Below are 21,755 nucleotides of genomic sequence, written 5' to 3' on the forward strand. Positions count from 1 at the left end.
TACACCTCATTTATATAAAATAATGAATCGTCGAACATATGATAGAATGATAAAACAAGACAAAGTATATCAAATCTGCGTCCGGTTGCAAGTAATTTTTTTTTCATTCTTGCGGCAGTACAGGTGAATAGGAAGAAACTACATAAAAAAAGACTGGAGTGAGAGGATGAACTTTACAACTCGACTTACGACACTTTTAGGCATCGAATATCCGATCATACAAGGAGGTTTGGCATATTTAGCCTATTCGGAGCTTGCCGCAGCAGTCTCCAACGCTGGTGGATTAGGTCAGATTACAGCCATGTCCCTCCCATCACCAGACGCGTTGAGGAAAGAAATCAGGGATGTGAAACAAAAAACGGATCGACCATTCGGGGTCAATTACGCTATCGGTCAACATGGTCGACCTTTCTCAGACATGTTACAGGTAGCGATTGATGAAGCAGTCCCAGTCATTTCAATGACCGGTGGAAACCCAACGCCCGTATTTGAACAACTTGAAGGTATAGATGTCAAAAAGCTCGTACTTGTTGCTTCGAAAAGACAAGCTGTAAAAGCGGAAAAGCTTGGAGCAGATGCAGTTATGGTCGTTGGACAAGAAGGTGGAGGGCACATCGGAAAGGAAGATGTCAGTACGATGGTGCTCACACCTCAGGTCGTGGACAGTGTCTCCATTCCAGTTGTAGCATCTGGAGGTATAGGGGATGGAAGAGGTTTGATGGCAGCTCTTGCTCTCGGTGCAGACGGCATTGAAATGGGAACAAGGTTCATCGCTACTGTGGAATGTACCCATGCACATCCTGTTTATAAAGAAGCCTTGATTAATGGAAATGAAACAGATACGATGCTCATCAAGAAATCATTAGGTACACCTGGGCGAGTCGTCCGAAATGAATGGGCTGAAAAGATTTTGCAGATCGAAAAGGTTGAACCGAACTATGAAGCAATCAAAGATTACATATCTGGAAAAGCGAATCAAGCTTTTGCTAATGAAGGGAATCTCGACCGTGGGTTCGGCTGGGCTGGCCAAATCATCGGCCGAATTAATGATGTGCCGACTGTAGAGGAATTGTTCAGTCGAATCCTTACTGAAGCCGAAGATATCAGGAACAGATGGGGGAACTGAATGAATTTCCGGTGAAAAATTGGGGGAAGCAGAGCTCATACGGGGCTCTGCTTTTTTCATTATAGATCAGATTCAGAAATTATAGATCAAATCCAAGAATGACAACCCAAACCCTCCCTCATGCCAATTATCATGAAAAAGAGGCTGACATCAAATGGTGGAATTTACCCCCATCTGAAAGTCAGCCTTCTTCATAAGATTACTGGACAACATCCAATTGTAGATTTATTTGTTTTCTAATGATAAATACCTATACGTTCGATTCAACCCGTTAATATAATACATTAACTTTAAATGGATCAGCTAGAAACATATACGCCCCTGGCATATTCATATAAAGGCATCAGAGTATGGAAAGTGCGATCCATTTCTGAAAGTAAAGCTTCTCCATCCTGTAGTATTTCATCGTCATGTGGAATATGAATACCACAAAGTAATTCAGCTTTCTTGACATCCTTCAGTCGCTTAGTCATTTCATTGAATTTGTCCACATCCACTTCGGTATGTGGAATGGCATCTGGTTTGGTGTGATCTGTAGACCAAACGTAATGATTCGGAATTTGTTTTAAGATTTCCTTTTGGTGATCTGCTATTTTATCAGCAAATTCCTGCTTGATGGGAGACTCATAAATCACCGCGAACCAAACGAAAAGATGGCTTTGGAACAGACCGATTTGGAAGTGAGGTAGTTTCTTGTAACCTCGATTACTATTCGCGAAAGCTACCCATGTATCATCAGGAGGATTGACCGTTCTCCGTGCATGTTTGGCAGTATGATAGTACATTTCCTCACCTGTGGCTGCTGAAAGAGTAGGAGCAAAATGTTCACCCAATTGTTCTAACTTAGGACGGATATGGTTTTGGATCCCTTCCATTCTTGCTTCTAATCCTTGGATTGTAAATACATTGAAATCGTCTTTCGAGAAACCATTGAAACTCATGTGATTCACCTCGTTGAAATATTAAATTGAGTTTACCACAGGAATAATCCATATCAAAATCAGATACATTATAGCTCCGATCAAGTGATATGGATATGGGAAGCCTGAAGAATGTGGAATATTTATTTAAATATTCAGAATAGTATGATAATACAAGTTGGAGTCGTAAGTCAAATCGCCCATCCGATTGGATCCCTATCAGTATGAACCAATGCTTTCAAAAAAGAAAAGGAGTGTGAGTTACCATGAAACAAGTGATTCAAACGCTTAAAAAGACAGAAGCGGAGCGCCGGATCCCAGTTCTTCGGTTAGAGATTGATTATGAATTGGCAACTCTACACGATGCACTCGTCGCAAAAGATTCTGATCAGGTCAAAAGGTCAAAGAAAAAATTAGAACGATTAAGACAAGAAATGTTACAATTAGAGGCATAATAATTGTAAATTGGATAGAACGAACCTACACTAATGGGGTTCGTTTTTTGTGAATAAAAAAATACATAGAGGAGTGACAAAGTGGCAACGGATTGGAATCATATTAGTAATCATGCCATGGATTGGGCATACGAGGCAGGGACTGTAATCCGTGAATCCTTCAAGAAACAATTGACCATCGAGACAAAGTCGAACGCGGATGACTTAGTGACGAATATGGATAGAGAAGTAGAAACCTTCTTGATTGATAAAATCAGAAAACATTATCCTGATCATCAGATCCTTGGGGAAGAAGGCAGTGGAGATGATGTACAGTCGATGGAAGGAACCGTTTGGATCATCGACCCGATAGATGGAACGATGAATTTTGTCCATCAACAAACGAATTTCGCCATTTCAATTGCAGTGTACCATGAAGGGGAAGGAAAAGTCGGGCTGATCTATAATGTCGTCAATGATGAAATGTTCCATGCCATCAAGGGGAATGGGGCCTATATGAATGAGCATCGCTTGCCAAAATTACAAAATGTAGAACTTGAGAAGTCGATCATCGCCATCAATGCGACATGGATTACGAGCAATAAACGAATGGACCCATCCATCCTGATCCCGATCGTTGATCGATGTCGAGGAACGAGGTCTTATGGTTCGGCGGCCATTGAACTGGCTTTCGTTGCAGCGGGTCGTCTGGATGCTTATATTACAATGCGGTTATCACCTTGGGACTTTGCAGCCGGAAAGATTCTGATTGAAGAAGTCGGCGGCACGATTACAAACTTGGATGGGGAAGAGCTTGATATGCTTGGCAAGAATTCCATATTTGCAGGAACACAGAATTTGCACCAATACATTTTGGATGAACATCTTTTACATGATAAAAAATGATTCAAGCGAGAAGACTACAGGAAAAAGATCACTCTGTCCTATCGAAGTGGTTTGAACAATCAGAAGAATGGCTCAAGGAAGAAGGATTGTTGGCGATTGAAATGAGTCCAGCGAGGCTCAAAGTATGGATGTCACTTTACGATCGCTATAATGGTGAATGGTTGGTCTGGTTCAATAAAGACGGTCTGATTGGCTTCAGTCATCATATTCTTCACGCTCCATCCAATACTAAACCATGGATCGGCATGGTCATGATTGCACCTGAGCTGAGAAGACTAGGTTATGGCATAAAAGTCTTGGAAGAGATTCTCCGACAGGTGGCGCGATCCGGCTATCCGATCGTCTTTGCGGGATGCCCTTTTGACAGGATCGGTTGGATTCAATTTCTCGGGAAAAGCGGATTTGAACAAATAGGTCTGGATGTTTTGGAGAACGGAAGGAAATATTTGAAGATGGCTAAACCGATTGAAGAGTAGTAGGACAGGGAATGATCTGTGGGTTTGATTGAACAGATTGTTCCCTGTTTTTTTACTCAAGAATTTTTTTCTTGTTCTCTGAATTTCTTTTTCAATGTGAAACCTACACCCATCAACAAGAAAGCACCTGCAAATCCGATGAATGCTAATAAACCGCTTTGTTCACCGATTGCAACACCGATCAAAGCGATGCAAAATGTGACCGCTACAGAGATTAAGATGAATATTAAGGATTGTTTGTTCATTGCTTTACCTCCTCTCTCTAGTGTATCGAAAATACAAAGAAAGAAAAAGATTTCATTTTATGCTATAATAGAAAAGTTGAATATGAACTTGTTTTACACGAATAAGTAGGGGGATTTCCCCACGTTAAGGAGAGATTTGAAGTGAATCTTCGAGAAGAAATTCGAAACATAGCCATCATTGCCCACGTTGACCACGGTAAAACCACATTGGTCGATAAATTATTGCACCAATCAGGTACATTCCGAGAGAATGAACAAGTCAGCGAACGTGCTATGGATTCGAACGATTTAGAAAAGGAACGCGGAATTACGATTCTTGCGAAAAATACAGCGATCAACTATCAAGACAAGCGAATCAACATCATGGATACACCTGGACACGCAGACTTCGGTGGAGAAGTTGAACGGATCATGAAAATGGTTGATGGTGTTCTCTTGCTTGTGGATGCTTATGAAGGTTGTATGCCACAAACGCGCTTTGTTCTGAAGAAGGCATTGGAGCAAAAGTTGACACCGGTTGTTGTCGTCAATAAAATCGACCGACCGTTCGCTCGCCCTACAGAAGTAGTGGATGAAGTGCTCGATCTGTTCATCGAACTCGGTGCAGACGACGATCAACTTGAATTCCCTGTTGTTTATGCTTCTGCCTTGAATGGGACAGCAAGTAAAGATCCAGAACCAGAAAAACAAGAAAATGATATGAGTGCGATTTTCGAATCCATCTTAGATAATATCCCTGCACCGGCTGATACGAGTAATGATCCATTACAATTCCAGGTGGCATTGTTGGATTACAATGATTACCTTGGCCGTATCGGAATTGGTCGTGTCTTCCGTGGGACGATTAAAGTCGGTCAAAGTGTTGCATTGATGAAGATAGATGGATCAGTCAAGAAATTCCGTGTCACTAAGCTATTCGGTTTCCTCGGATTGAAGCGAATTGAAATCAATGAAGCGAAGTCTGGTGACCTGATTGCGATTTCCGGAATGGAAGAAATCAACGTAGGAGAAACGGTTTGTCCAGAAGATCATCAAGAAGCATTACCGATCTTGCGTATCGATGAGCCGACGATCCAAATGACATTCCTTGTCAATAACAGTCCTTTCGCAGGCCGTGAAGGGAAGTATCTGACAAGCCGTAAAATTGAAGAAAGATTGAATCAACAATTGGAGACGGATGTCAGCCTGCGAGTTGAAAACACGGATTCTCCAGATGTATGGACAGTTTCAGGACGTGGAGAATTGCACTTGTCCATCCTGATTGAGAACATGAGACGTGAAGGATACGAGCTGCAGGTTTCAAAGCCAGTCGTCATCATCCGTGAAATCGACGGTCAAAAGTGTGAACCTGTAGAACGAGTACAAATCGACGTACCTGAAGAGCATACTGGAGCGATCATGGAGTCACTAGGTGCTCGTAAAGGTGAGATGGTCAACATGTTGAACCATGGTAACGGTCAAGTACGACTGGAATTCTTGGTTCCAGCGCGTGGATTGATTGGATATACGACTGAATTCTTGACACTCACTAGAGGATACGGAATCTTGAATCACTCTTTCGATAGCTATCAGCCGGTCATCCAAGGAAAAATCGGTGGACGTAGAGAAGGTGTTCTCGTATCCATGGAATCTGGGAAAGCTTCTCAATATGGCATCCTGAATGTCGAGGATCGAGGAACCATTTTCGTAGAACCGGGTACGGACATTTACGAAGGAATGATTGTTGGAGAACACAACCGTGAGAATGACATCACAGTCAACCTTACGAAGGTGAAACAATTGACCAACATGCGTTCAGCAGGGAAAGACAACACGGTTTCAATGAAGAAAGCACGTGTGATGACCCTTGAAGAAGCGCTTGAGTACTTGAACGATGATGAATACTGTGAAGTGACACCAGAATCCATCCGTCTACGTAAAAAGATTCTTGATAAGAATGAACGTGAGCGTTTGGAGAAGAAACGCAAGCTTGCTGAACAGAATTCTTAAAAAGAGAAAAGGAGACGGTATGAATGAGTGTCGATGTCAATGAACGTCTTCAATTCTTTGCAAGATTATATCAAGTGGACCAGAACCCGGAGCTCGGGATGTGGTTCTTGTATCTGACAGTCTTATTGCTTTCGATTGTGGTTTTCAAGTTAGGATTTTCAAGGAAACTTCCGGTACTGAAAGCTGTAGTCGTTTACGTTTTCCTTGCATTAGGCTGTACGTTTCTAACCTTCTTCGCTGTCTTCCTGCCTGTAACGGAAGGCTTGATGGTGGCAGCGGCGATATTGATCATTTATAAAGTGCGTCTGAACCAGCACAAAAAGGAACAAAGCGAATAAAAAAACAGCTCAGTTGCGACTGAGCTGTTTTACTATCTTTGGAAAGGGGAGCATCTTATGAACCTTCAAGATACGTTATACAATTGGTTGAGCATCAAAAGGGTTGCTGATGAAAGGCAAGACGATCAAGCTGCAAAAGACACATTGGATTTCTTCGAGGAAATGTTGACAGAAGATCATCTCGTTGAAGATTTAAGAGTAGAGACGAAACCGCCGATGTATATCATCCATTACTCCATTGAAGGGACTTCTCATCAGAAGCAATTCCCTATCGAGTTGATTGATGCTCTATACGATTCAATAGAGTCTGAACCGAAGTATAACTGACTTACCAGGTTTCTTCCTTGGATGAATCGTTATAGATGATGAAATTTCCCGATGCTTTTCGTTCTTCTGTTCTTTCTTTTATCCGATGATGACATGATTGACACATATAGGTGTGTATCGGTCTGTTCCGCAGTTTCTTAGCCAATGGGCTTTCGTCTTTTAGTTTTTCGATTTTATCACATAGGACACATTTGACACGCATGATATCCACCTCTTTCTAGGACAAGTATACCACGAATATCCCGGTGTGTATAAATCATGCAGCAGCAGGGATAATAAGATTTCTGTCGAAGGTAAAGGTATACGGAAGTGATACTTTGAAATCAACTGCACACCTGATACGTGAAAGGAGCTGTTCGGTATGGCGACGAAAAGTGTATCTTCATTGAATGAAACGCAATTCCAGTTATTGCAGAAAGAATGCTATGTGATTGTGAATACTGTCGACCCTGTGGCACATACCCCATATGTGAATGCGATCTCTTGGGTATATGCACCTGACATGGAAACGATTTTGTTTGCGGTCGATAACCGTTCCAAAGCGGTACGCAATGTTTACGAAAATGAAAATGTATCGATCACCTTCATAGGGGATGAAACGACGTCTGTCATCAACGGGACTGCCGAAGTGATTGAAGAACATATGGATTCAGTACCAATCAAACTTGCGATGATCAAAGTGAAAATATATGAAATTCGAGATGCGATGTTTTATGGTGCGAAAATCGCGCAACCCCCTCAATATGAAAAAACATATGATGCTCAGGCAGCTGCAAAGTTGGATAAGCAGGTCATGAACGCACTTAAAGAAAAAGCGAAATAACATACAAAGAAGAAGGTGACCATTTCGGTCACCTTCTTTTATTATTGTTGCTCTTTGACGCGATCAGGGTCGCTTGGTTTGCTCTTTCCTTGCTTTTCTTGTTGATTCTGCAATTCATTTTCTTTGTTTTGTGGCAGGTTTTTATCATTCTTCCGGATAGGATCCGGTTCTTTTTTGTTCAATTGTCCTGGGACTTCAGGAATCAACCTTCCAGTGATCGCTGCCAACTCTTCCATGATGCCGCCAATCGGTTTACCTTCAGCAATTTGCTTGCCCATCTCTTGTAAACGTGTGAAGATATCCGGATCTGCAGTAATGGCTGCATTCGCACCGTACGGATCATGTTGCAAAGCCTCAGCAACACTGTATTTGATCGATCCTACTCTTGAACGATCCAAGTTATCGTCCACATCGATCCCTACGATTGCGTATTTACCTACGACCACAGCTGTTGCATCTTTTACATCAGGAACTTTCATCGAAAGCTCGACGAGCCGCTTGGAAATCTGTCTGGAACTTTTACGTTCTTCTTTGTTATATTCTACACTCTGTCGAACTTCGATCGGCTTGGTATCGTTCGCTATACTTTCATCTTGCTGGTTGTTCTGGCAAGAAATGAGTATCAGGAATGAAGATAGTATCAATAAACGAGGAATATTACGCAAGGCTGAACATCCTTTCGTGTATATCAAGTTACCGTTATTCTTCGTTTAATCTTCTATCTTTATACAAACGGACATACAGTAAAAGAGGATGAAAAAAGAAGCCTCTCCAAATGCATTGGATCAGCTCCTTTGTACGTCCTATTTAACATTGATTTGTACGATGTGACGAATCGGATTTTCACGGTTGGATCCATCACCGAAGTAGAAGTGGACCGGGCCGTCTTTCAGCGGTTTGCCGTCCAGTGAAAACCCGAGAATTCCAGCTCTTGCTTCTTCGAGTGGCAGTGTTCTTGTCTCGTTCTCAGAGGTGCAAAGTTCAACTTCCGACGCATCCTCTTTCGGCTCTGAGTTGTCGAGAAAGCTTACAAAAGGAATTCCGTAGGATTTTGAGAATAGTTCCTGTTTATCATATTGGATTTTGTTTTGATTCGTATTGACGGGTCCTCTTGCCCCATCTCTTCGTTCTCGGTCCCAATGCTCTGCAACTTCTTTTGCATAATGATCTTCCGCTTCCAATGGTTTTTCATCAAAATATGTGTTCAAATCAACCTTTCGATCATCGAATATCCATACACCCGGATCAAGTGTGATCGGAAAGTTGACATTACCTTTTATGAATACGATGGATTCCATGTATCTCACTCCTAATAAAAAATTCGTACTAAGTATATCGTTCCATCTTCATTTTGTCACATTAGGGTATAGTACTAATAAGTGTTACCATGCAAAAAGACCGATAACTAGATTGTGACATGTGGAGGTGGCGAGACAACAATGTATTGTGAAACGGATGAAGAATTATTGGAACTAGTGGAACGTGCTCGAAACTATACGGGACAAGGGAAAGTAGCAAGTTATATACCAGCGCTGGAAAGAGCGGATCAGAATGACCTTTCCATGGCACTATATTACACAGATGGTCGTTGCGTAAAGGCTGGGGATGTAGAAAAGAAGTTCACTCTGCAAAGTGTTTCGAAAGTCCTTACCCTTGCACTTGCAATCATGGATAGAGGGGAAGAGGAGGTTTTCAGCAGAGTTGGAATGGAACCGACTGGTGACCCTTTCAACTCGATTGCGAAACTGGAGACACAAGTACCTGCAAAGCCTCTTAATCCTATGATCAATGCAGGAGCGCTTGTGGTGACGGATATGATCGCAGGAAATTCTGTTCATCAGAAGTTAGGGAGGCTCCTTTCAATCATTCACGACATGACCAACAACTCTGACATTGATATCGATCATGAGGTCGCACAATCTGAATATGAAACAGCGAATTTGAATCGATCTCTTTGCTATTTCATGAAACAGCATGGTGTTGTAGAAGGGGATGTAGACGAACTCATCGATCTATACACGAAACAGTGTGCGATACAAGTAACATGCTACGACCTCGCGAGAATCGGAGCCGTTTTGGCAAATAAAGGGCTCGATCCTCAAAGTAACAGAAGGATATTACCGGCTAGGATTGCAACGATCGTCAAGACGTTCATGGTTACTTGCGGGATGTATAACGCTTCAGGTGAATTTGCGATTCAAGTGGGGATTCCATCAAAAAGTGGTGTGTCAGGTGCGATTTTAGGTTTGGTACCTCCATCGATGGGTGTCGGCGTGTATGGTCCGGCGCTGAATGATAAAGGAAATAGCATCGGAGGAGTGAAGCTTTTGGAAATGTTATCTCAACGCTATGATTTAAGTATATTTTAATGTGAGACGTCTGATTTATGTTGCATTTTCGGGTATGAAACGATACTATTAGTAATAGAGAGAGGCACTTGGAACGGAGGGATTCGATTTGTCGACTGAGATGGTTACCGGTCATCGTGAAAAAGCATTTGCCCTATTGCAGGCTGATGCAGAAAAAATCCTAAAGTTGATTGAAGTTCAGATGGAAAACTTAACGATGCCGCAATGCCCTCTCTATGAGGAAGTACTCGATACTCAAATGTTCGGACTTTCCAGAGAGATAGATTTTGCAGTGCGTTTAGAATTGATTGAAGCTGAACAAGGGAAAGCATTATTAGAATCGCTTGAACGTCAGCTTACAGCTTTACACGATGCCTGGTCTAAATAAGACTTTGATATCAGTGAACCCTGGACTATGCTCCAGTTGAACATTGATGGATAAATAAAACTCAAGCTGTGGATTCCAGCTTGAGTTTTTTTATGAGGTCATATCGCCCTTTTCTCCGAAATTGACAAGTAATTTTAACTTTATGACCGATATTCGTATGGTACGATGTTGAAGAGACCACCGAAGGAGGTGCGTAGATGATCCCGATTATCGTCATCTTGATCTTATTCCCGATTTCGACCTTTTTACATGAAATGGGTCACTACATAACTGCTCGTATGACAGGGATTAAAGCGTCCGAGATTCGCATGGGATTGGGACCTGTCATTATGAAAATCCATCGACCTTCTTTACATATAGAAGTCGGTCTATTCTTTTTTTTAGGTGCCTATACGATTTCGCGAGGTTCAGATCAGACAGGTGATTTCCAGCGATTGCTCATTTCGTTGAATGGTCCACTGGTCAACCTTGTATTAGCACTTTATGCTTATTTGATATTGAATACGCTGCAAGGGGATCTATCTGAAGCCCTTGTTTCGTTGTTTGCATTCATCAATATCTGGATAGCCATCGGCAACTTGATTCCTTTTCAAATCAAGGGGAAAAAATCAGATGGATGGATCGTATTTGAAAGCTTATGGAAAGTCATCAAGAGAAAAACAGCACATTGAATTCCTGAGAGCTCGAATAAATGATTTAGTGGTATGTGGAAGGAAATCGGTTTTTTGACTCGAATAGTTTCTTAATAAAGATTTATGTGGGGTTGGCAAACATGCTAAAAAAAATGTTTAAAAACTATGATTATACGATGATTGCGATCGTACTTGCTTTATGTGCCATCGGTCTTGTGATGGTCTATAGTGCAAGCATGATCGAAGCGGTGACGAAGTATGGAAGAAGCAGTGATCACTTCTTCAACAAGCATTTGATATGGGTGTTTCTTGGTATCATCGTATTTTCCGTGTTCATGATCCTGCCGTATAAAATGTATCAAAAATTGATTGTGCCCATTACGGTCACGATGCTACTGTCATTGGTCGCAGTCTACTTTTTCGGTAATGAAGTCAACAATGCAAGATCCTGGTTTTCCGTCGGGGGCTTCAGTATCCAACCGGCAGAGTATGCGAAATTGGGGATCATATTGTATTTGGCGTCTGTTTTCTCAAAAAAACAGAGTTACATATCCGATTTCAAGACAGGTGTAGCACCTCCATTAATCGTCTTGTCTCTCGTTTGTTTCCTCATCTTCATCCAACCCGATTTGGGAAGTATGATGATTGTGGCGATGACGGCAGGAGTCATCCTATTCTGTTCAGGGATGAAATGGAAGCATCTTACGATCATGAGCTCGGTACTCTTTTTTCTCGGGTTCATCGCTTTCAAGTTTTTCTTAAGTAGCGAACAATTGTCCCGTTTTTCCGCAGCATATCGTCCATTTGAAGATCCGACAGATTCGGGATTTCAATTGATCAATGGTTATTTGGCACTCGGAACAGGTGGGATGTTCGGTAAAGGCTTAGGTCAAAGCATACAAAAGTATGGCTTCTTGCCTGAACCGCATACAGACTTCATCATTACGATTGTCGCTGAAGAACTTGGTTTTGCCGGTGTATTTGTGATCATTCTCATGTTGATGTATATCGTCTTCAAAGGGATGTACACAGGATTGCATTGTAAAGACGCATTCGGAAGTCTTCTGTCGATCGGGATTTCCGGTATGATCGGAATTCAAACGATCGTCAATCTGGGAGCTGCTTCTGGCATACTTCCTGTCACTGGTGTTACACTACCTTTTATCAGCTACGGAGGCTCGTCACTGATCCTCTTGATGATGAGTGTAGGAATTCTAGTCAATATATCCATGTTCGTAAAATACCGTAAAGAGCAATCACCTCCAGCCAATCATTCGATCCCATCATCACAACAACGGACGAAGCTGAGAGTCGTATCACAACAACGTGTATCTCAATAAGGAGGAATCACTTATATGCAAAAGATCAACAAAATTCTAGTTGCCAACCGTGGAGAAATCGCGATCCGGATTTTCCGGGCATGTACGGAATTGAATATTCGTACAGTTGCAGTCTATTCCAAGGAAGACTCCGGGTCTTTCCATCGATACAAAGCAGACGAAGCTTACCTGATCGGTGAAGGCAAGAAACCGATTGATGCATACCTGGATATCGAAGGGATTATTGAAGTTGCGAAGCGTTATGAAGTGGATGCGATCCATCCTGGTTACGGATTCTTATCTGAAAACCTCCATTTCGCCAAAAGATGTGGCGAGGAAGGCATCAAATTCATAGGTCCTGAAACTGAACACCTGCTCATGTTCGGAGATAAAGTCCGTGCACGTGCTGAAGCGATAAAAGCTGACATTCCAGTCATTCCTGGAAGTGATGGACCAGTTGAGACAGTTGAAGAAGTGAGAAGCTTTGCGAAAGAAAACGGATTCCCGATCATCATCAAAGCTACGCTCGGAGGCGGAGGACGTGGAATGCGGATCGTCCGCAATATGGCATCACTTGAAGATGCATACGACCGCGCAAAATCAGAAGCCAAAGCAGCATTTGGTAAAGATGAAATCTATGTAGAAAAATTCGTAGAGAACCCAAAACATATCGAGGTTCAAATTGTCGCAGACGAACACGGTAATATTGTGCATTTGTATGATAGAGACTGTTCTGTCCAACGTCGTCATCAAAAAGTCGTCGAAGTTGCTCCAAGTGTTTCCCTAACAGACGAAAAACGTGAAGAGATTTGTGCTGCTGCAGTCAAATTGATGAACAATGTACAATACGTGAATGCTGGAACAGTTGAATTTCTTGTCGCGCAAGATGGTTCTTTCTATTTCATCGAAGTGAACCCTCGTGTGCAAGTTGAACATACGATAACTGAAATGGTAACAGGGATTGATATCGTCCAATCCCAAATTATGATTGCACAAGGATACAAGCTGTATGACAGCCCGTTGTCCATCCCGACCCAGGACAAAATTGCTTGTCACGGAGTGGCAATCCAGGCACGTGTTACAACTGAAGACCCTGCCAACAACTTCATGCCTGATACAGGGAAAATCATGGCCTATCGTACCGGTGGAGGTTTCGGAGTACGACTTGATGCAGGGAACGGGTTCCAGGGAGCGATCATCACGCCGCATTACGATTCGTTGCTTGTAAAACTCTCCACATGGGCTCTGACTTTCGAACAAGCTGCATCCAAGATGGTCCGGAACTTAAGAGAATTCCGTATCCGTGGAATCAAAACGAACATCGCCTTCTTGGAGAATGTCATCAAGCATGAACAGTTCGTATCAGGTGAATACAATACAGCGTTCATCGACACTACTCCAGAATTGTTTGTTTTCCCTAAACGGAAAGACCGGGGTACGAAAATGCTTTCGTATATTGCGAATGTCACGGTCAACGGTTTCCCAGGGTTAGGCGTTCAAAAGAAACCTGCATTCAATAAACCTAGAATTCCATATGTGAACTATACAGATCCGATCAAGGAAGGTACCAAGCAGATCTTAGATCGTGAAGGTGTAGAAGGACTGACGAACTGGATTAAATCGAGAGAGGAAGTCCTGTTGACGGACACGACTTTCCGGGACGCTCATCAATCCTTGTTAGCAACCCGTGTTCGTACGAATGACTTGCTTCAGATTGCAGAACCAACTGTAAGACATGTACCGGAATTGTTCTCGTTAGAGATGTGGGGTGGAGCGACATTCGATGTTGCATACCGGTTCTTGAATGAGGATCCATGGGAACGATTGATTCAAATGCGGAAGAAATCACCGAACGTCCTTTTCCAAATGCTGTTGAGAGCATCGAATGCGGTTGGATATAAAAACTATCCGGACAATGTAATCAAGGAGTTCGTTGAAAAATCTGCAGATGCAGGTATTGATGTATTCAGGATCTTCGACAGTCTCAACTGGATCGATGGCATGAAAGTGGCGATCGAAGCTGTCCGCGAAACTGGAAAAGTAGCAGAAGCAGCAATCTGTTACACAGGAGACATTTTGGATCCGAACCGACCGAAATATGACTTGAACTATTATGTTTCAATGGCGAAAGAGTTGGAACAGGCTGGCGCTCATATTTTAGGAATCAAGGATATGGCTGGGCTCTTGAAGCCTCAAGCAGCTTACGAACTGATTTCTGCATTGAAACAAGAAATCAATATTCCGATCCATCTTCATACGCATGATACGAGTGGTAACGGAATCATGACATATGCGAAAGCAGTCGAAGCGGGAGTCGATATCGTCGATGTGGCGATCAGTGCAATGTCTGGGCTGACTTCTCAACCGAGTGCAAATTCCTTGTACTATGCATTGGAAGGTAGCGGAAGACAGCCGAAGGTTTCCATCCATAACCTAGAAGAACTCTCGCATTATTGGGAAGATGTGCGTAAGTATTACCAGGGCTTCGAAAGTGGTATGAATGCACCACATACAGAAGTGTATGAACATGAAATGCCAGGTGGCCAATATAGTAACCTGCAACAACAGGCGAAAGCAGTCGGACTCGGCCATCGTTGGGATGAAGTGAAACGAATGTACCGCCGAGTCAATGACCTATTCGGTGATATCGTTAAAGTAACACCATCTTCCAAGGTAGTTGGAGACATGGCGCTCTATATGGTTCAAAATGAACTGACTGAGGATGATATCTTTGAAAAAGGTGAATCACTCGACTTCCCTGACTCTGTTGTGGAAATGTTCCAAGGGTATTTAGGCCAACCACATCAAGGCTTCCCAAGAGAATTACAACAGGTCATTTTGAAAGGAAGAGAGCCGCTAGCGGTGCGACCTGGTGAAATGCTAGAGCCGGTCGATTTCCAAGAGCTGAAAGAAGTTCTCTATCATAAACTCAATCGTCAAGTTACGAGTCACGACCTCATTTCCTATGCCCTTTATCCTAAGGTATACATGGACCGTGAGAAAATGGAAGAGCAGTTCGGAAATGTGAGCGTGCTCGATACGCCAACTTTCTTCTACGGAATGCGCTTAGGCGAAGAGATTGAGATCGAAATCGAGCAAGGAAAAACATTGATTGTGAAGTTGGTTTCCATTGGAGAACCACAAATTGATGGAACGAGAACCGTATACTTCGAATTGAACGGTCAACCTCGTGAAGTTGTCGTCCGAGACGAAAATGTGAAAACGAATGTCGTGACAAAACCGAAGGCTGATAAGTCCAATGAAAAACATATCGGTGCATCTATGCCTGGTACAGTCATCAAGGTTCTTGTGGAAAAAGGGGAGTCTGTCAAAAAAGGTGATCACTTGATGATCACTGAAGCCATGAAGATGGAAACGACGATCCAAGCTCCGTTTGATGCAGAAATTCAAGACCTCCATGTGAAAAATGGAGACACTCTCCAACCAGGAGACCTACTTATAGAGTTGAGCTAATCTAAAATGAACCATCTGGCCGCGGGCCAGATGGTTTTTTTTGTGAGAAAGAGATATGAGTTCCTGCTGGAAGCTCTAGCAGGTACTGAAAAAACCAAACCCAAAATCTGAGTACCCGCTAGAGGATCGGATTCCGAAAGACATGAAAAAACACGCGTCCTACGACGCGTGTTTCTTTTCATTTTACCGATAATCAAGACTTTCGGAGGAGTACCATGATCAAATAACTTAATGTCGCAAAGAGTAGAGAAACGAATAAGCCGTGTGCTAATCCTATAAATAGATTCAATTTCGTAAAGATGATCAGTGCTCCTGTCGTGACTTGCATGGAAACTAAGATCAGAAGGATCAAGAATGAACGATAGAGTGTAGGGACGTCTCTGTAATACATGCGAATTTGGATGAAACTGAGTAATACCCATACGAAGAATAGTCCAGCCATGAACCGATGACTATAATGGATCAGTTCCAATTCATTCGTAGGTGGTAATATTTGTCCGTTACATAGAGGCCATCCGGAACATGCTAGGCTCGCTTTCGTATGTCTGACCAGTGCACCGGTATAAACCAGTGTATATAAATAGATGAAAAGAAAGTAAGCATTCCACCTGAAGCCGCGATCGATCTTCAGTACGACTCTCCCTTTCTCGCCCTGGAAGATGACGACCGTCAATAGGACGACACTTGCAAATGAGATCAGTGAGAAGCCGAAATGAAGGGCGAGCACGAAAGAAGATTGCCCCCATACGACAGCTGCTGCTCCTAACAGTCCTTGGAATACGATAAAGAAGACCGATAGGATGGCTAATACTTTCACTTCTTTTGATTTTCGATTTGTTAACCATGACCAGACTGCTAGAACTATGACCATCAATCCAAGAGCAGCCGACACAATTCTATGGCTGTATTCAATGATGGTCTCTAATTCAGGTTGGGTAGGGAGTACTTCTCCATAGCACAATGGCCATGAGTTGCCACAACCTTCTCCGGATCCTGTCGTCGTTACGATGGCTCCCATAAGGAGGACCATGAGCATACCGAAGCTGGTCAAGATTCCATATATTTTCAAAATTCGATTCATCGTCGACACCTTCTCACAAAGTAGTACACCATTAGATTTATATTATAGAAGCATAGATTATATCGTATAAGAGAAACTAAGTTCTAATGTCGAATGGAGTCTTATGTAAGTATACAAAACTATTGAATTCGTTTATAATGTTAAAGGACATTTCAATCGTGAATATCGTAACATATGTCTTGGAAGCAAATCATTATAAATGTGAACAACCATAGACAATTTACGAAAACTTGTTTTCACGGAGCCTATTTACTGATAAATTAGAATAGGTGTTTTCCTTACGCTTATGATTGATGTAAGATATGGAAATAGAGCTTTTTAAAGGAGGTGGAAGCATGAGCAAAACGAATACGACAACTTATGAAGCATCAAGCCGAGTGATGGAGCCAGGACCTTTATCAGAAGCTAATCCGACTGGTACTTGGAAAGATTTCCTGACACTCGCAAAAATGGGGATCGTCATGTCGAACCTCATTACGACATTCGCTGGTTTCTGGATCGCATTGAAAGTCACTGAGTCCAGTTTGATCGCAAACATTCCGACAGCATTGTTGACCCTACTAGGTTCAGCACTTGTGATTGCTGGGGGATGTAGTCTGAACAACTATATCGATCGTGATATCGATCATTTGATGGAAAGAACGCATGAACGTCCGACCGTAACAGGCAAGATTGATGCCAATCAGGTATTGTGGGTTGGGATCATTTTGTCAGCAATCGGAACATTGCTATTGATGTTCGCCTCCTTGATGGCTGCACTCCTTGGTGTGATAGGACTCTTTGTGTATGTTATCGTTTACACGATGTGGTTGAAGCGTACGCACTCCATTAATACGGTTGTTGGTGGAATTTCTGGCGCAATCCCGCCACTGATTGGTTGGGCAGCAGTTGATCCGAACCTGCATATGACAGCATGGCATTTGTTCTTGATTATGTTTTTATGGCAGCCTCCTCACTTCTTGGCATTAGCAATGAAAAGATGTGAAGAGTACCGCAAAGCCGGAATTCCTATGCTTCCTGTTGTATCAGGTTTTAAAATGACGAAGCGGCAGATGGTAGTTTATGTAGCAGCGTTGCTTCCGGTAAGTTTATACCTGTATCACTTCGGCATCGTCTACGTGATCGTTGCCGCGGTTCTCGGACTTGGATGGTTAGCTCTTGGTATCTCAGGATTCTTCATGAAGGATGATATCAAGTGGGCTAGAATGATGTTCGTCTATTCCTTGAACTATTTGACCATCATGTTCGTGGTTATGATTATCGTCAATCGCTAAGGGTGGACACGCCCTCTGGCGATTACATATTTTTAATTTGTAAAATTCGTTCTTTAGTACAACAGAGAAAGCGGGGTATGATTTAGTAATGAAACGATGGCTACGAATCGGGCGCATTATTCCATTGTTCGGAATTCTGATGCTTGGCTTAATGGGTTGTGGAAACCCTCAGTTATCTGCATTACAACCACAAGGTAAAGGGGCAAGTGCTCTTTTTGATCTTATGATCCTAAGTCTTGCCATCATGGTTGTCGTGCTTGTAATCGTATTTATTCTATTTGGATATGTATTGGTGAAATTCAGAGAACGTAAAGGTGACGATACAATTCCTGAGCAAGTCGAAGGGAACCATCTTCTAGAGGTTCTTTGGACTGCTATTCCGATTGTATTGCTACTGGTACTTGCTGTACCGACAGTCATGACGACTTTCGATTTGGCTGTTAGTGAGAAGAGTGCTGAAGAATCGAAGGATGCTTCCGGTGATAAGGAAGGACCTATGACGATCAATGTTACAGCACACCAGTATTGGTGGGAGTTTGAATACCCAGATCAAGGTGTTATCACTTCTCAAGAGCTTTACCTTCCAGTTGACGAGCGAGTGAATGTGAACCTTTCTTCCGCAGACGTTATCCACTCTTTCTGGATTCCGACGATCTCCGGTAAGATGGATACCAACCCTGGAGATAAGCTTGAGAACACAATGTGGCTTCACCCAGAAAAGACAGGTACCTTCCAAGGTGCATGTGCTGAGCTTTGCGGAGACTCACATGCTTTGATGTATTTCAAAGTTAAAGTTCTTGAAAAAGAAGAGTTCGATGCTTGGATGGAAAGCATGAAAAACACGAAGTATGATGATGCACCATCTCAAGTCGCTGAAGGCCAAAAGATTTTTGAAAACAACTGTCTTTCATGCCATGCAGTTGGCGATAAAGGTGGTAATGTAGGACCAGCATTGACTGGATTTGCTGACAACGAAAAAGTTGCTGGGATCCTTGAACATAACAAAGATAACATCAAAAAGTGGATTAACGATCCACAAGACATCAAGCCTGGTAACAACATGCCGGACTTCAATTTCAATGAACAACAGTTAGATGCACTAGCTGATTACCTATTGGAACTTAAAACCGCTGAGTAAGCGTAGTTTCAATCGCTTTAAAAAGGAGGTACAATCGTGAGTAACGCATATGCAGCGAATAAAAGCGTTTTATGGGATTGGCTTACGACAGTCGACCATAAGAAAATTGGAATTCTATACCTCATTTCCGGCGGGTTCTTCTTCTTAGTCGGGGGTTTAGAGGCTTTATTGATCCGTATTCAATTGATGGGTCCAGAAATGACATTCTTGACAGGGGACCTTTATAACCAAGTATTGACGATGCACGGTACAACGATGATCTTCCTGGCAGCCATGCCGATCATCTTTGCATTTATGAATGCTGTCGTACCACTGCAGATAGGGGCTCGAGACGTAGCCTTTCCATTTCTTAACTCATTAGGTTTCTGGTTATTCTTCTTCGGAGGAGTATTACTTAACCTTAGTTGGTTCCTAGGTGGCGCTCCGGATGCCGGATGGACGGCTTATGCGCCGCTATCTACGCAATCTAGCGGTCACGGAGTCGACTTTTATGTACTAGGATTGCAGATCTCTGGTGCAGGTACGTTAATGGGGGGAATCAACTTCCTCGTAACGATCATTAACATGAGAGCGCCTGGAATGACGTTCATGCGTATGCCATTGTTCACTTGGACAGCATTCGTAACTTCTGGACTTATTCTATTTGCTTTCCCAGCTTTGACAATCGGATTCTTCCTATTGATGTTCGACCGTATTTTCGAAGCGAATTTCTTTGATGCCAATATGGGTGGTAACGCGATCATCTGGGAGCACATCTTCTGGATCTTCGGTCACCCGGAAGTATACATTCTGATCTTACCGGCATTCGGTATTATTTCAGAAGTAGTAGCAACATTTGCTAAGAAACGTCTATTCGGTTATAGCGCAATGGTATTCGCTACCGTATTGATCGGTTTCTTAGGATTCATGGTTTGGGCCCACCACATGTTCACAGTTGGATTGGGACCAGTAGCGAACTCCATTTTCGCAGTAGCGACGATGGCGATCGCGATTCCTACCGGGGTTAAGATTTTCAACTGGATCTTCACGATGTGGGGCGGTAGAAACCGTTTTACAACAGCGAATCTTTTCTCAGTAGGATTCATCCCGACATTCGTTATGGGTGGAGTGACAGGGGTCATGCTTGCTGCAGCTCCAGCAGACTATCAATATCATGATAGCTATTTCGTAGTCGCTCACTTCCACTACGTTATCGTTGGTGGATTGATTCTCGGACTATTCTCTGGACTTTATTACTGGTATCCAAGAATGTTCGGTGTGATGTTGAATGAAACGCTTGGAAAATGGAATTTCTGGACATTCTTCATTGGATTCCACTTGACGTTCTTCCCTCAGCACTTCTTAGGGTTGATGGGTATGCCACGTCGTTATTTCACTTATCCAGAAGAGTTCGAACTTGGTTCATTGAACTTCATCAGTACGATAGGTGCCATAGGAATGACAATCGGGACGATCCTATTCGTCATCAACATCTTCGTTACGCATGCTAAAGGTGAGAAAGTGAGTGGAGATCCATGGGATGGCCGTACGCTTGAATGGGCGATGCCGAACCCGACTCCTCACTATAACTTCTTGCAAACTCCACTAGTTCGTGGATTGGATGCATTATGGATTGAGAAAATGGCAGGAAACAAAGGAATGACACCAGCAGAACCGATTGGTGACATCCACATGCCGAACAATTCAATCTTGCCGTTTGTCATGTCCTTAGGATTCTTCATTGCGGGACTAGGGTTCATTTACATCAATACATTAGGTTTACCGGCATTGATTGCGGTAATTGGCGGTATTGGGATCGGTCTTGTATGTATGTTCTTAAGATCATGGATCGACGATCATGGTTATCATATCCATAAAGAAGATTTACTGAAAGAGAACAAGGGGGTTGATGCATAATGGACGTAGGGCAACGCTTAACGGATCAAAACTTCCCTGAATCCCCTGAAAAAGCAACTCTCGAAGGTAAAAACAAGTTTTTAGGATTCTGGTTGTTTTTAGGTGGAGAAACTGTATTATTTGCGACATTGTTCGGAACTTATTTAGGGTTGCGTAACTCATTCGGTAAAGGTCCAGAAGCATCTGAAATCTTCCAATTACCGATTGTTTTCATCGCGACAATGATTCTACTTACAAGTAGTTTGACGAGTGTGTATGCCGTTCTGGCTTTGAAGGAAAATAGAGTTAAGGCCATGAGAGGCTGGTTCTTTGTAACACTGTTACTTGGAGTTGGGTTCCTTGGCCTAGAGATTTATGAATTTGTGCATTATGTACATGAAGGACACACCTTTACTTCAGGTGCCTTCGGATCTGCGTTCTATACGCTTGTCGGTTTCCACGGAGGACACGTTCTTTTCGGAGTCCTTTGGATCACCGCCTTGCTTGTACGTAACCGCGGACGAGGATTGACGCTCTACAACTCGCCGAAGTATTACCTTTTCGCTTTATACTGGCACTTTGTCGACGTTGTATGGGTATTCATCTTCACAGTCGTATATCTAATGGGAAAGGTGGGGTAAT

The 21,755-nt window shown here is 42.7% G+C and carries 23 protein-coding genes; 17 read left to right on the forward strand and 6 right to left on the reverse strand.

Annotated features, from left to right (window positions below; all coding sequences use genetic code 11):
- Positions 1–166: 166 nt before the first annotated feature.
- On the forward strand, positions 167–1,126 hold the full coding sequence (locus ACSVDE_RS04750) for an NAD(P)H-dependent flavin oxidoreductase (RefSeq protein WP_439299814.1): 960 nt from the start codon (positions 167–169) through the stop codon (positions 1,124–1,126).
- Between the two features lie 299 nt (positions 1,127–1,425).
- Here ACSVDE_RS04750 and ACSVDE_RS04755 read toward each other — a convergent pair whose 3' ends face one another.
- On the reverse strand, positions 1,426–2,067 hold the full coding sequence (locus tag ACSVDE_RS04755) for a YktB family protein (RefSeq protein WP_439299815.1): 642 nt from the start codon (positions 2,065–2,067) through the stop codon (positions 1,426–1,428).
- Between the two features lie 245 nt (positions 2,068–2,312).
- On the opposite strand from ACSVDE_RS04755, the gene ACSVDE_RS04760 reads away from it, so the two are divergent.
- The 3 genes from ACSVDE_RS04760 to ACSVDE_RS04770 all read left to right on the forward strand — a co-directional run bounded on the left by ACSVDE_RS04760 (position 2,313) and on the right by ACSVDE_RS04770 (position 3,862).
- Positions 2,313–2,501 carry a hypothetical protein gene (locus ACSVDE_RS04760; RefSeq protein ID WP_226551340.1) on the forward strand — a complete coding sequence of 63 codons (189 nt, stop codon included), beginning with the start codon at positions 2,313–2,315 and terminating at the stop codon, positions 2,499–2,501.
- Positions 2,502–2,582: 81 nt separating this feature from the next.
- Positions 2,583–3,386 carry an inositol monophosphatase family protein gene (locus tag ACSVDE_RS04765; protein WP_439299816.1) on the forward strand — a complete coding sequence of 268 codons (804 nt, stop codon included), beginning with the start codon at positions 2,583–2,585 and terminating at the stop codon, positions 3,384–3,386.
- A complete protein-coding gene (locus ACSVDE_RS04770; protein ID WP_439299817.1) occupies positions 3,383–3,862 on the forward strand; it encodes a GNAT family N-acetyltransferase in 480 nt (159 codons plus the stop codon). The genes ACSVDE_RS04765 and ACSVDE_RS04770 overlap by 4 nt, the downstream gene beginning before the upstream one ends.
- 56 nt (positions 3,863–3,918) lie before the next feature.
- On the opposite strand, the gene ACSVDE_RS04775 is transcribed toward ACSVDE_RS04770, so the two are convergent.
- The gene (locus tag ACSVDE_RS04775) at positions 3,919–4,107 is read right to left on the reverse strand and encodes a DUF5325 family protein (protein ID WP_226551335.1); all 189 of its coding nucleotides are present in this window, start codon (positions 4,105–4,107) and stop codon (positions 3,919–3,921) included.
- A gap of 141 nt (positions 4,108–4,248) precedes the next feature.
- Here ACSVDE_RS04775 and typA point away from each other — a divergent pair, with 141 nt between their 5' ends.
- The 3 genes from typA to ACSVDE_RS04790 are packed head-to-tail and all read left to right on the forward strand — an operon-like array spanning position 4,249 to position 6,761.
- Positions 4,249–6,096 (forward strand): translational GTPase TypA, encoded by a 1,848-nt coding sequence (typA, locus tag ACSVDE_RS04780; protein ID WP_439299818.1) that lies wholly within the window; start codon positions 4,249–4,251, stop codon positions 6,094–6,096.
- Between the two features lie 23 nt (positions 6,097–6,119).
- Positions 6,120–6,434 carry a YlaH-like family protein gene (locus ACSVDE_RS04785; protein ID WP_439299819.1) on the forward strand — a complete coding sequence of 105 codons (315 nt, stop codon included), beginning with the start codon at positions 6,120–6,122 and terminating at the stop codon, positions 6,432–6,434.
- 57 nt (positions 6,435–6,491) lie between these two features.
- Complete coding sequence (locus tag ACSVDE_RS04790) at positions 6,492–6,761, forward strand: hypothetical protein (RefSeq protein WP_439299820.1); 270 nt, start codon at positions 6,492–6,494, stop codon at positions 6,759–6,761.
- 1 nt (position 6,762) lies between these two features.
- On the opposite strand, the gene ACSVDE_RS04795 is transcribed toward ACSVDE_RS04790, so the two are convergent.
- The gene (locus ACSVDE_RS04795) at positions 6,763–6,963 is read right to left on the reverse strand and encodes a YlaI family protein (RefSeq protein ID WP_226551330.1); all 201 of its coding nucleotides are present in this window, start codon (positions 6,961–6,963) and stop codon (positions 6,763–6,765) included.
- Positions 6,964–7,122: 159 nt separating this feature from the next.
- On the opposite strand from ACSVDE_RS04795, the gene ACSVDE_RS04800 reads away from it, so the two are divergent.
- Positions 7,123–7,584, forward strand: a complete 462-nt coding sequence (locus ACSVDE_RS04800; RefSeq protein ID WP_439299821.1) for a pyridoxamine 5'-phosphate oxidase family protein — start codon at positions 7,123–7,125, stop codon at positions 7,582–7,584.
- Positions 7,585–7,625: 41 nt separating this feature from the next.
- On the opposite strand, the gene ACSVDE_RS04805 is transcribed toward ACSVDE_RS04800, so the two are convergent.
- Positions 7,626–8,249: a YhcN/YlaJ family sporulation lipoprotein gene (locus ACSVDE_RS04805; protein ID WP_439299822.1), complete on the reverse strand. Its 624-nt coding sequence runs from the start codon at positions 8,247–8,249 to the stop codon at positions 7,626–7,628.
- Between the two features lie 138 nt (positions 8,250–8,387).
- Complete coding sequence (locus tag ACSVDE_RS04810; RefSeq protein ID WP_439299823.1) at positions 8,388–8,882, reverse strand: peptidyl-prolyl cis-trans isomerase; 495 nt, start codon at positions 8,880–8,882, stop codon at positions 8,388–8,390.
- Between the two features lie 141 nt (positions 8,883–9,023).
- Between ACSVDE_RS04810 and glsA the strand changes: the two genes are divergently transcribed.
- From glsA to pyc, 5 genes are all read left to right on the forward strand, one after another.
- Positions 9,024–9,953 carry a glutaminase A gene (gene glsA, locus ACSVDE_RS04815; protein ID WP_439299824.1) on the forward strand — a complete coding sequence of 310 codons (930 nt, stop codon included), beginning with the start codon at positions 9,024–9,026 and terminating at the stop codon, positions 9,951–9,953.
- A 100-nt stretch (positions 9,954–10,053) separates the two neighbouring features.
- A complete protein-coding gene (locus tag ACSVDE_RS04820; RefSeq protein ID WP_439301930.1) occupies positions 10,054–10,320 on the forward strand; it encodes a YlaN family protein in 267 nt (88 codons plus the stop codon).
- Positions 10,321–10,517: 197 nt separating this feature from the next.
- The gene (locus tag ACSVDE_RS04825; RefSeq protein ID WP_439299825.1) at positions 10,518–10,991 is read left to right on the forward strand and encodes a site-2 protease family protein; all 474 of its coding nucleotides are present in this window, start codon (positions 10,518–10,520) and stop codon (positions 10,989–10,991) included.
- Between the two features lie 101 nt (positions 10,992–11,092).
- Complete coding sequence (gene ftsW, locus ACSVDE_RS04830; protein WP_439299826.1) at positions 11,093–12,292, forward strand: putative lipid II flippase FtsW; 1,200 nt, start codon at positions 11,093–11,095, stop codon at positions 12,290–12,292.
- Positions 12,293–12,307: 15 nt separating this feature from the next.
- The gene (gene pyc / locus ACSVDE_RS04835) at positions 12,308–15,745 is read left to right on the forward strand and encodes a pyruvate carboxylase (protein WP_439299827.1); all 3,438 of its coding nucleotides are present in this window, start codon (positions 12,308–12,310) and stop codon (positions 15,743–15,745) included.
- A gap of 193 nt (positions 15,746–15,938) precedes the next feature.
- On the opposite strand, the gene ACSVDE_RS04840 is transcribed toward pyc, so the two are convergent.
- Positions 15,939–16,826: a COX15/CtaA family protein gene (locus tag ACSVDE_RS04840; protein WP_439299828.1), complete on the reverse strand. Its 888-nt coding sequence runs from the start codon at positions 16,824–16,826 to the stop codon at positions 15,939–15,941.
- Positions 16,827–17,161: 335 nt separating this feature from the next.
- Between ACSVDE_RS04840 and cyoE the strand changes: the two genes are divergently transcribed.
- The 4 genes from cyoE to ACSVDE_RS04860 all read left to right on the forward strand — a co-directional run bounded on the left by cyoE (position 17,162) and on the right by ACSVDE_RS04860 (position 21,754).
- Positions 17,162–18,100 (forward strand): heme o synthase, encoded by a 939-nt coding sequence (gene cyoE, locus ACSVDE_RS04845; RefSeq protein ID WP_439299829.1) that lies wholly within the window; start codon positions 17,162–17,164, stop codon positions 18,098–18,100.
- An 88-nt stretch (positions 18,101–18,188) separates the two neighbouring features.
- Positions 18,189–19,238: a cytochrome c oxidase subunit II gene (gene coxB / locus ACSVDE_RS04850; protein ID WP_439299830.1), complete on the forward strand. Its 1,050-nt coding sequence runs from the start codon at positions 18,189–18,191 to the stop codon at positions 19,236–19,238.
- Between the two features lie 36 nt (positions 19,239–19,274).
- Positions 19,275–21,134, forward strand: coding sequence for a cytochrome c oxidase subunit I (ctaD, locus tag ACSVDE_RS04855; RefSeq protein WP_439299831.1), 1,860 nt, complete (start codon positions 19,275–19,277; stop codon positions 21,132–21,134).
- Positions 21,134–21,754, forward strand: a complete 621-nt coding sequence (locus ACSVDE_RS04860; protein ID WP_439299832.1) for a cytochrome (ubi)quinol oxidase subunit III — start codon at positions 21,134–21,136, stop codon at positions 21,752–21,754. The genes ctaD and ACSVDE_RS04860 overlap by 1 nt, the downstream gene beginning before the upstream one ends.
- Position 21,755 lies beyond the last annotated feature (1 nt).

Origin of the sequence: Pseudalkalibacillus sp. Hm43, assembly GCF_051842935.1 — a bacterium.
Taxonomy (GTDB): domain Bacteria; phylum Bacillota; class Bacilli; order Bacillales; family Fictibacillaceae; genus Pseudalkalibacillus.

What these genes read in the sequence shown, in the direction of transcription:
- ACSVDE_RS04825 (WP_439299825.1), top strand. Translation starts at nt 10,518, where the DNA reads ATGATCCCGATTATCGTCATCTTGATCTTATTCCCGATTTCGACCTTT.
- pyc (WP_439299827.1), top strand. Translation starts at nt 12,308, where the DNA reads ATGCAAAAGATCAACAAAATTCTAGTTGCCAACCGTGGAGAAATCGCG.
- ACSVDE_RS04795 (WP_226551330.1), bottom strand. Translation starts at nt 6,963, where the DNA reads ATGCGTGTCAAATGTGTCCTATGTGATAAAATCGAAAAACTAAAAGAC.
- ACSVDE_RS04750 (WP_439299814.1), top strand. Translation starts at nt 167, where the DNA reads ATGAACTTTACAACTCGACTTACGACACTTTTAGGCATCGAATATCCG.
- glsA (WP_439299824.1), top strand. Translation starts at nt 9,024, where the DNA reads ATGTATTGTGAAACGGATGAAGAATTATTGGAACTAGTGGAACGTGCT.
- ACSVDE_RS04760 (WP_226551340.1), top strand. Translation starts at nt 2,313, where the DNA reads ATGAAACAAGTGATTCAAACGCTTAAAAAGACAGAAGCGGAGCGCCGG.
- cyoE (WP_439299829.1), top strand. Translation starts at nt 17,162, where the DNA reads ATGAGCAAAACGAATACGACAACTTATGAAGCATCAAGCCGAGTGATG.
- ACSVDE_RS04790 (WP_439299820.1), top strand. Translation starts at nt 6,492, where the DNA reads ATGAACCTTCAAGATACGTTATACAATTGGTTGAGCATCAAAAGGGTT.
- coxB (WP_439299830.1), top strand. Translation starts at nt 18,189, where the DNA reads ATGAAACGATGGCTACGAATCGGGCGCATTATTCCATTGTTCGGAATT.
- ACSVDE_RS04820 (WP_439301930.1), top strand. Translation starts at nt 10,054, where the DNA reads ATGGTTACCGGTCATCGTGAAAAAGCATTTGCCCTATTGCAGGCTGAT.
- ACSVDE_RS04785 (WP_439299819.1), top strand. Translation starts at nt 6,120, where the DNA reads ATGAGTGTCGATGTCAATGAACGTCTTCAATTCTTTGCAAGATTATAT.
- ACSVDE_RS04800 (WP_439299821.1), top strand. Translation starts at nt 7,123, where the DNA reads ATGGCGACGAAAAGTGTATCTTCATTGAATGAAACGCAATTCCAGTTA.
- ACSVDE_RS04860 (WP_439299832.1), top strand. Translation starts at nt 21,134, where the DNA reads ATGGACGTAGGGCAACGCTTAACGGATCAAAACTTCCCTGAATCCCCT.
- ACSVDE_RS04775 (WP_226551335.1), bottom strand. Translation starts at nt 4,107, where the DNA reads ATGAACAAACAATCCTTAATATTCATCTTAATCTCTGTAGCGGTCACA.
- ACSVDE_RS04810 (WP_439299823.1), bottom strand. Translation starts at nt 8,882, where the DNA reads ATGGAATCCATCGTATTCATAAAAGGTAATGTCAACTTTCCGATCACA.
- ACSVDE_RS04840 (WP_439299828.1), bottom strand. Translation starts at nt 16,826, where the DNA reads ATGAATCGAATTTTGAAAATATATGGAATCTTGACCAGCTTCGGTATG.
- ftsW (WP_439299826.1), top strand. Translation starts at nt 11,093, where the DNA reads ATGCTAAAAAAAATGTTTAAAAACTATGATTATACGATGATTGCGATC.
- ACSVDE_RS04770 (WP_439299817.1), top strand. Translation starts at nt 3,383, where the DNA reads ATGATTCAAGCGAGAAGACTACAGGAAAAAGATCACTCTGTCCTATCG.
- ACSVDE_RS04755 (WP_439299815.1), bottom strand. Translation starts at nt 2,067, where the DNA reads ATGAGTTTCAATGGTTTCTCGAAAGACGATTTCAATGTATTTACAATC.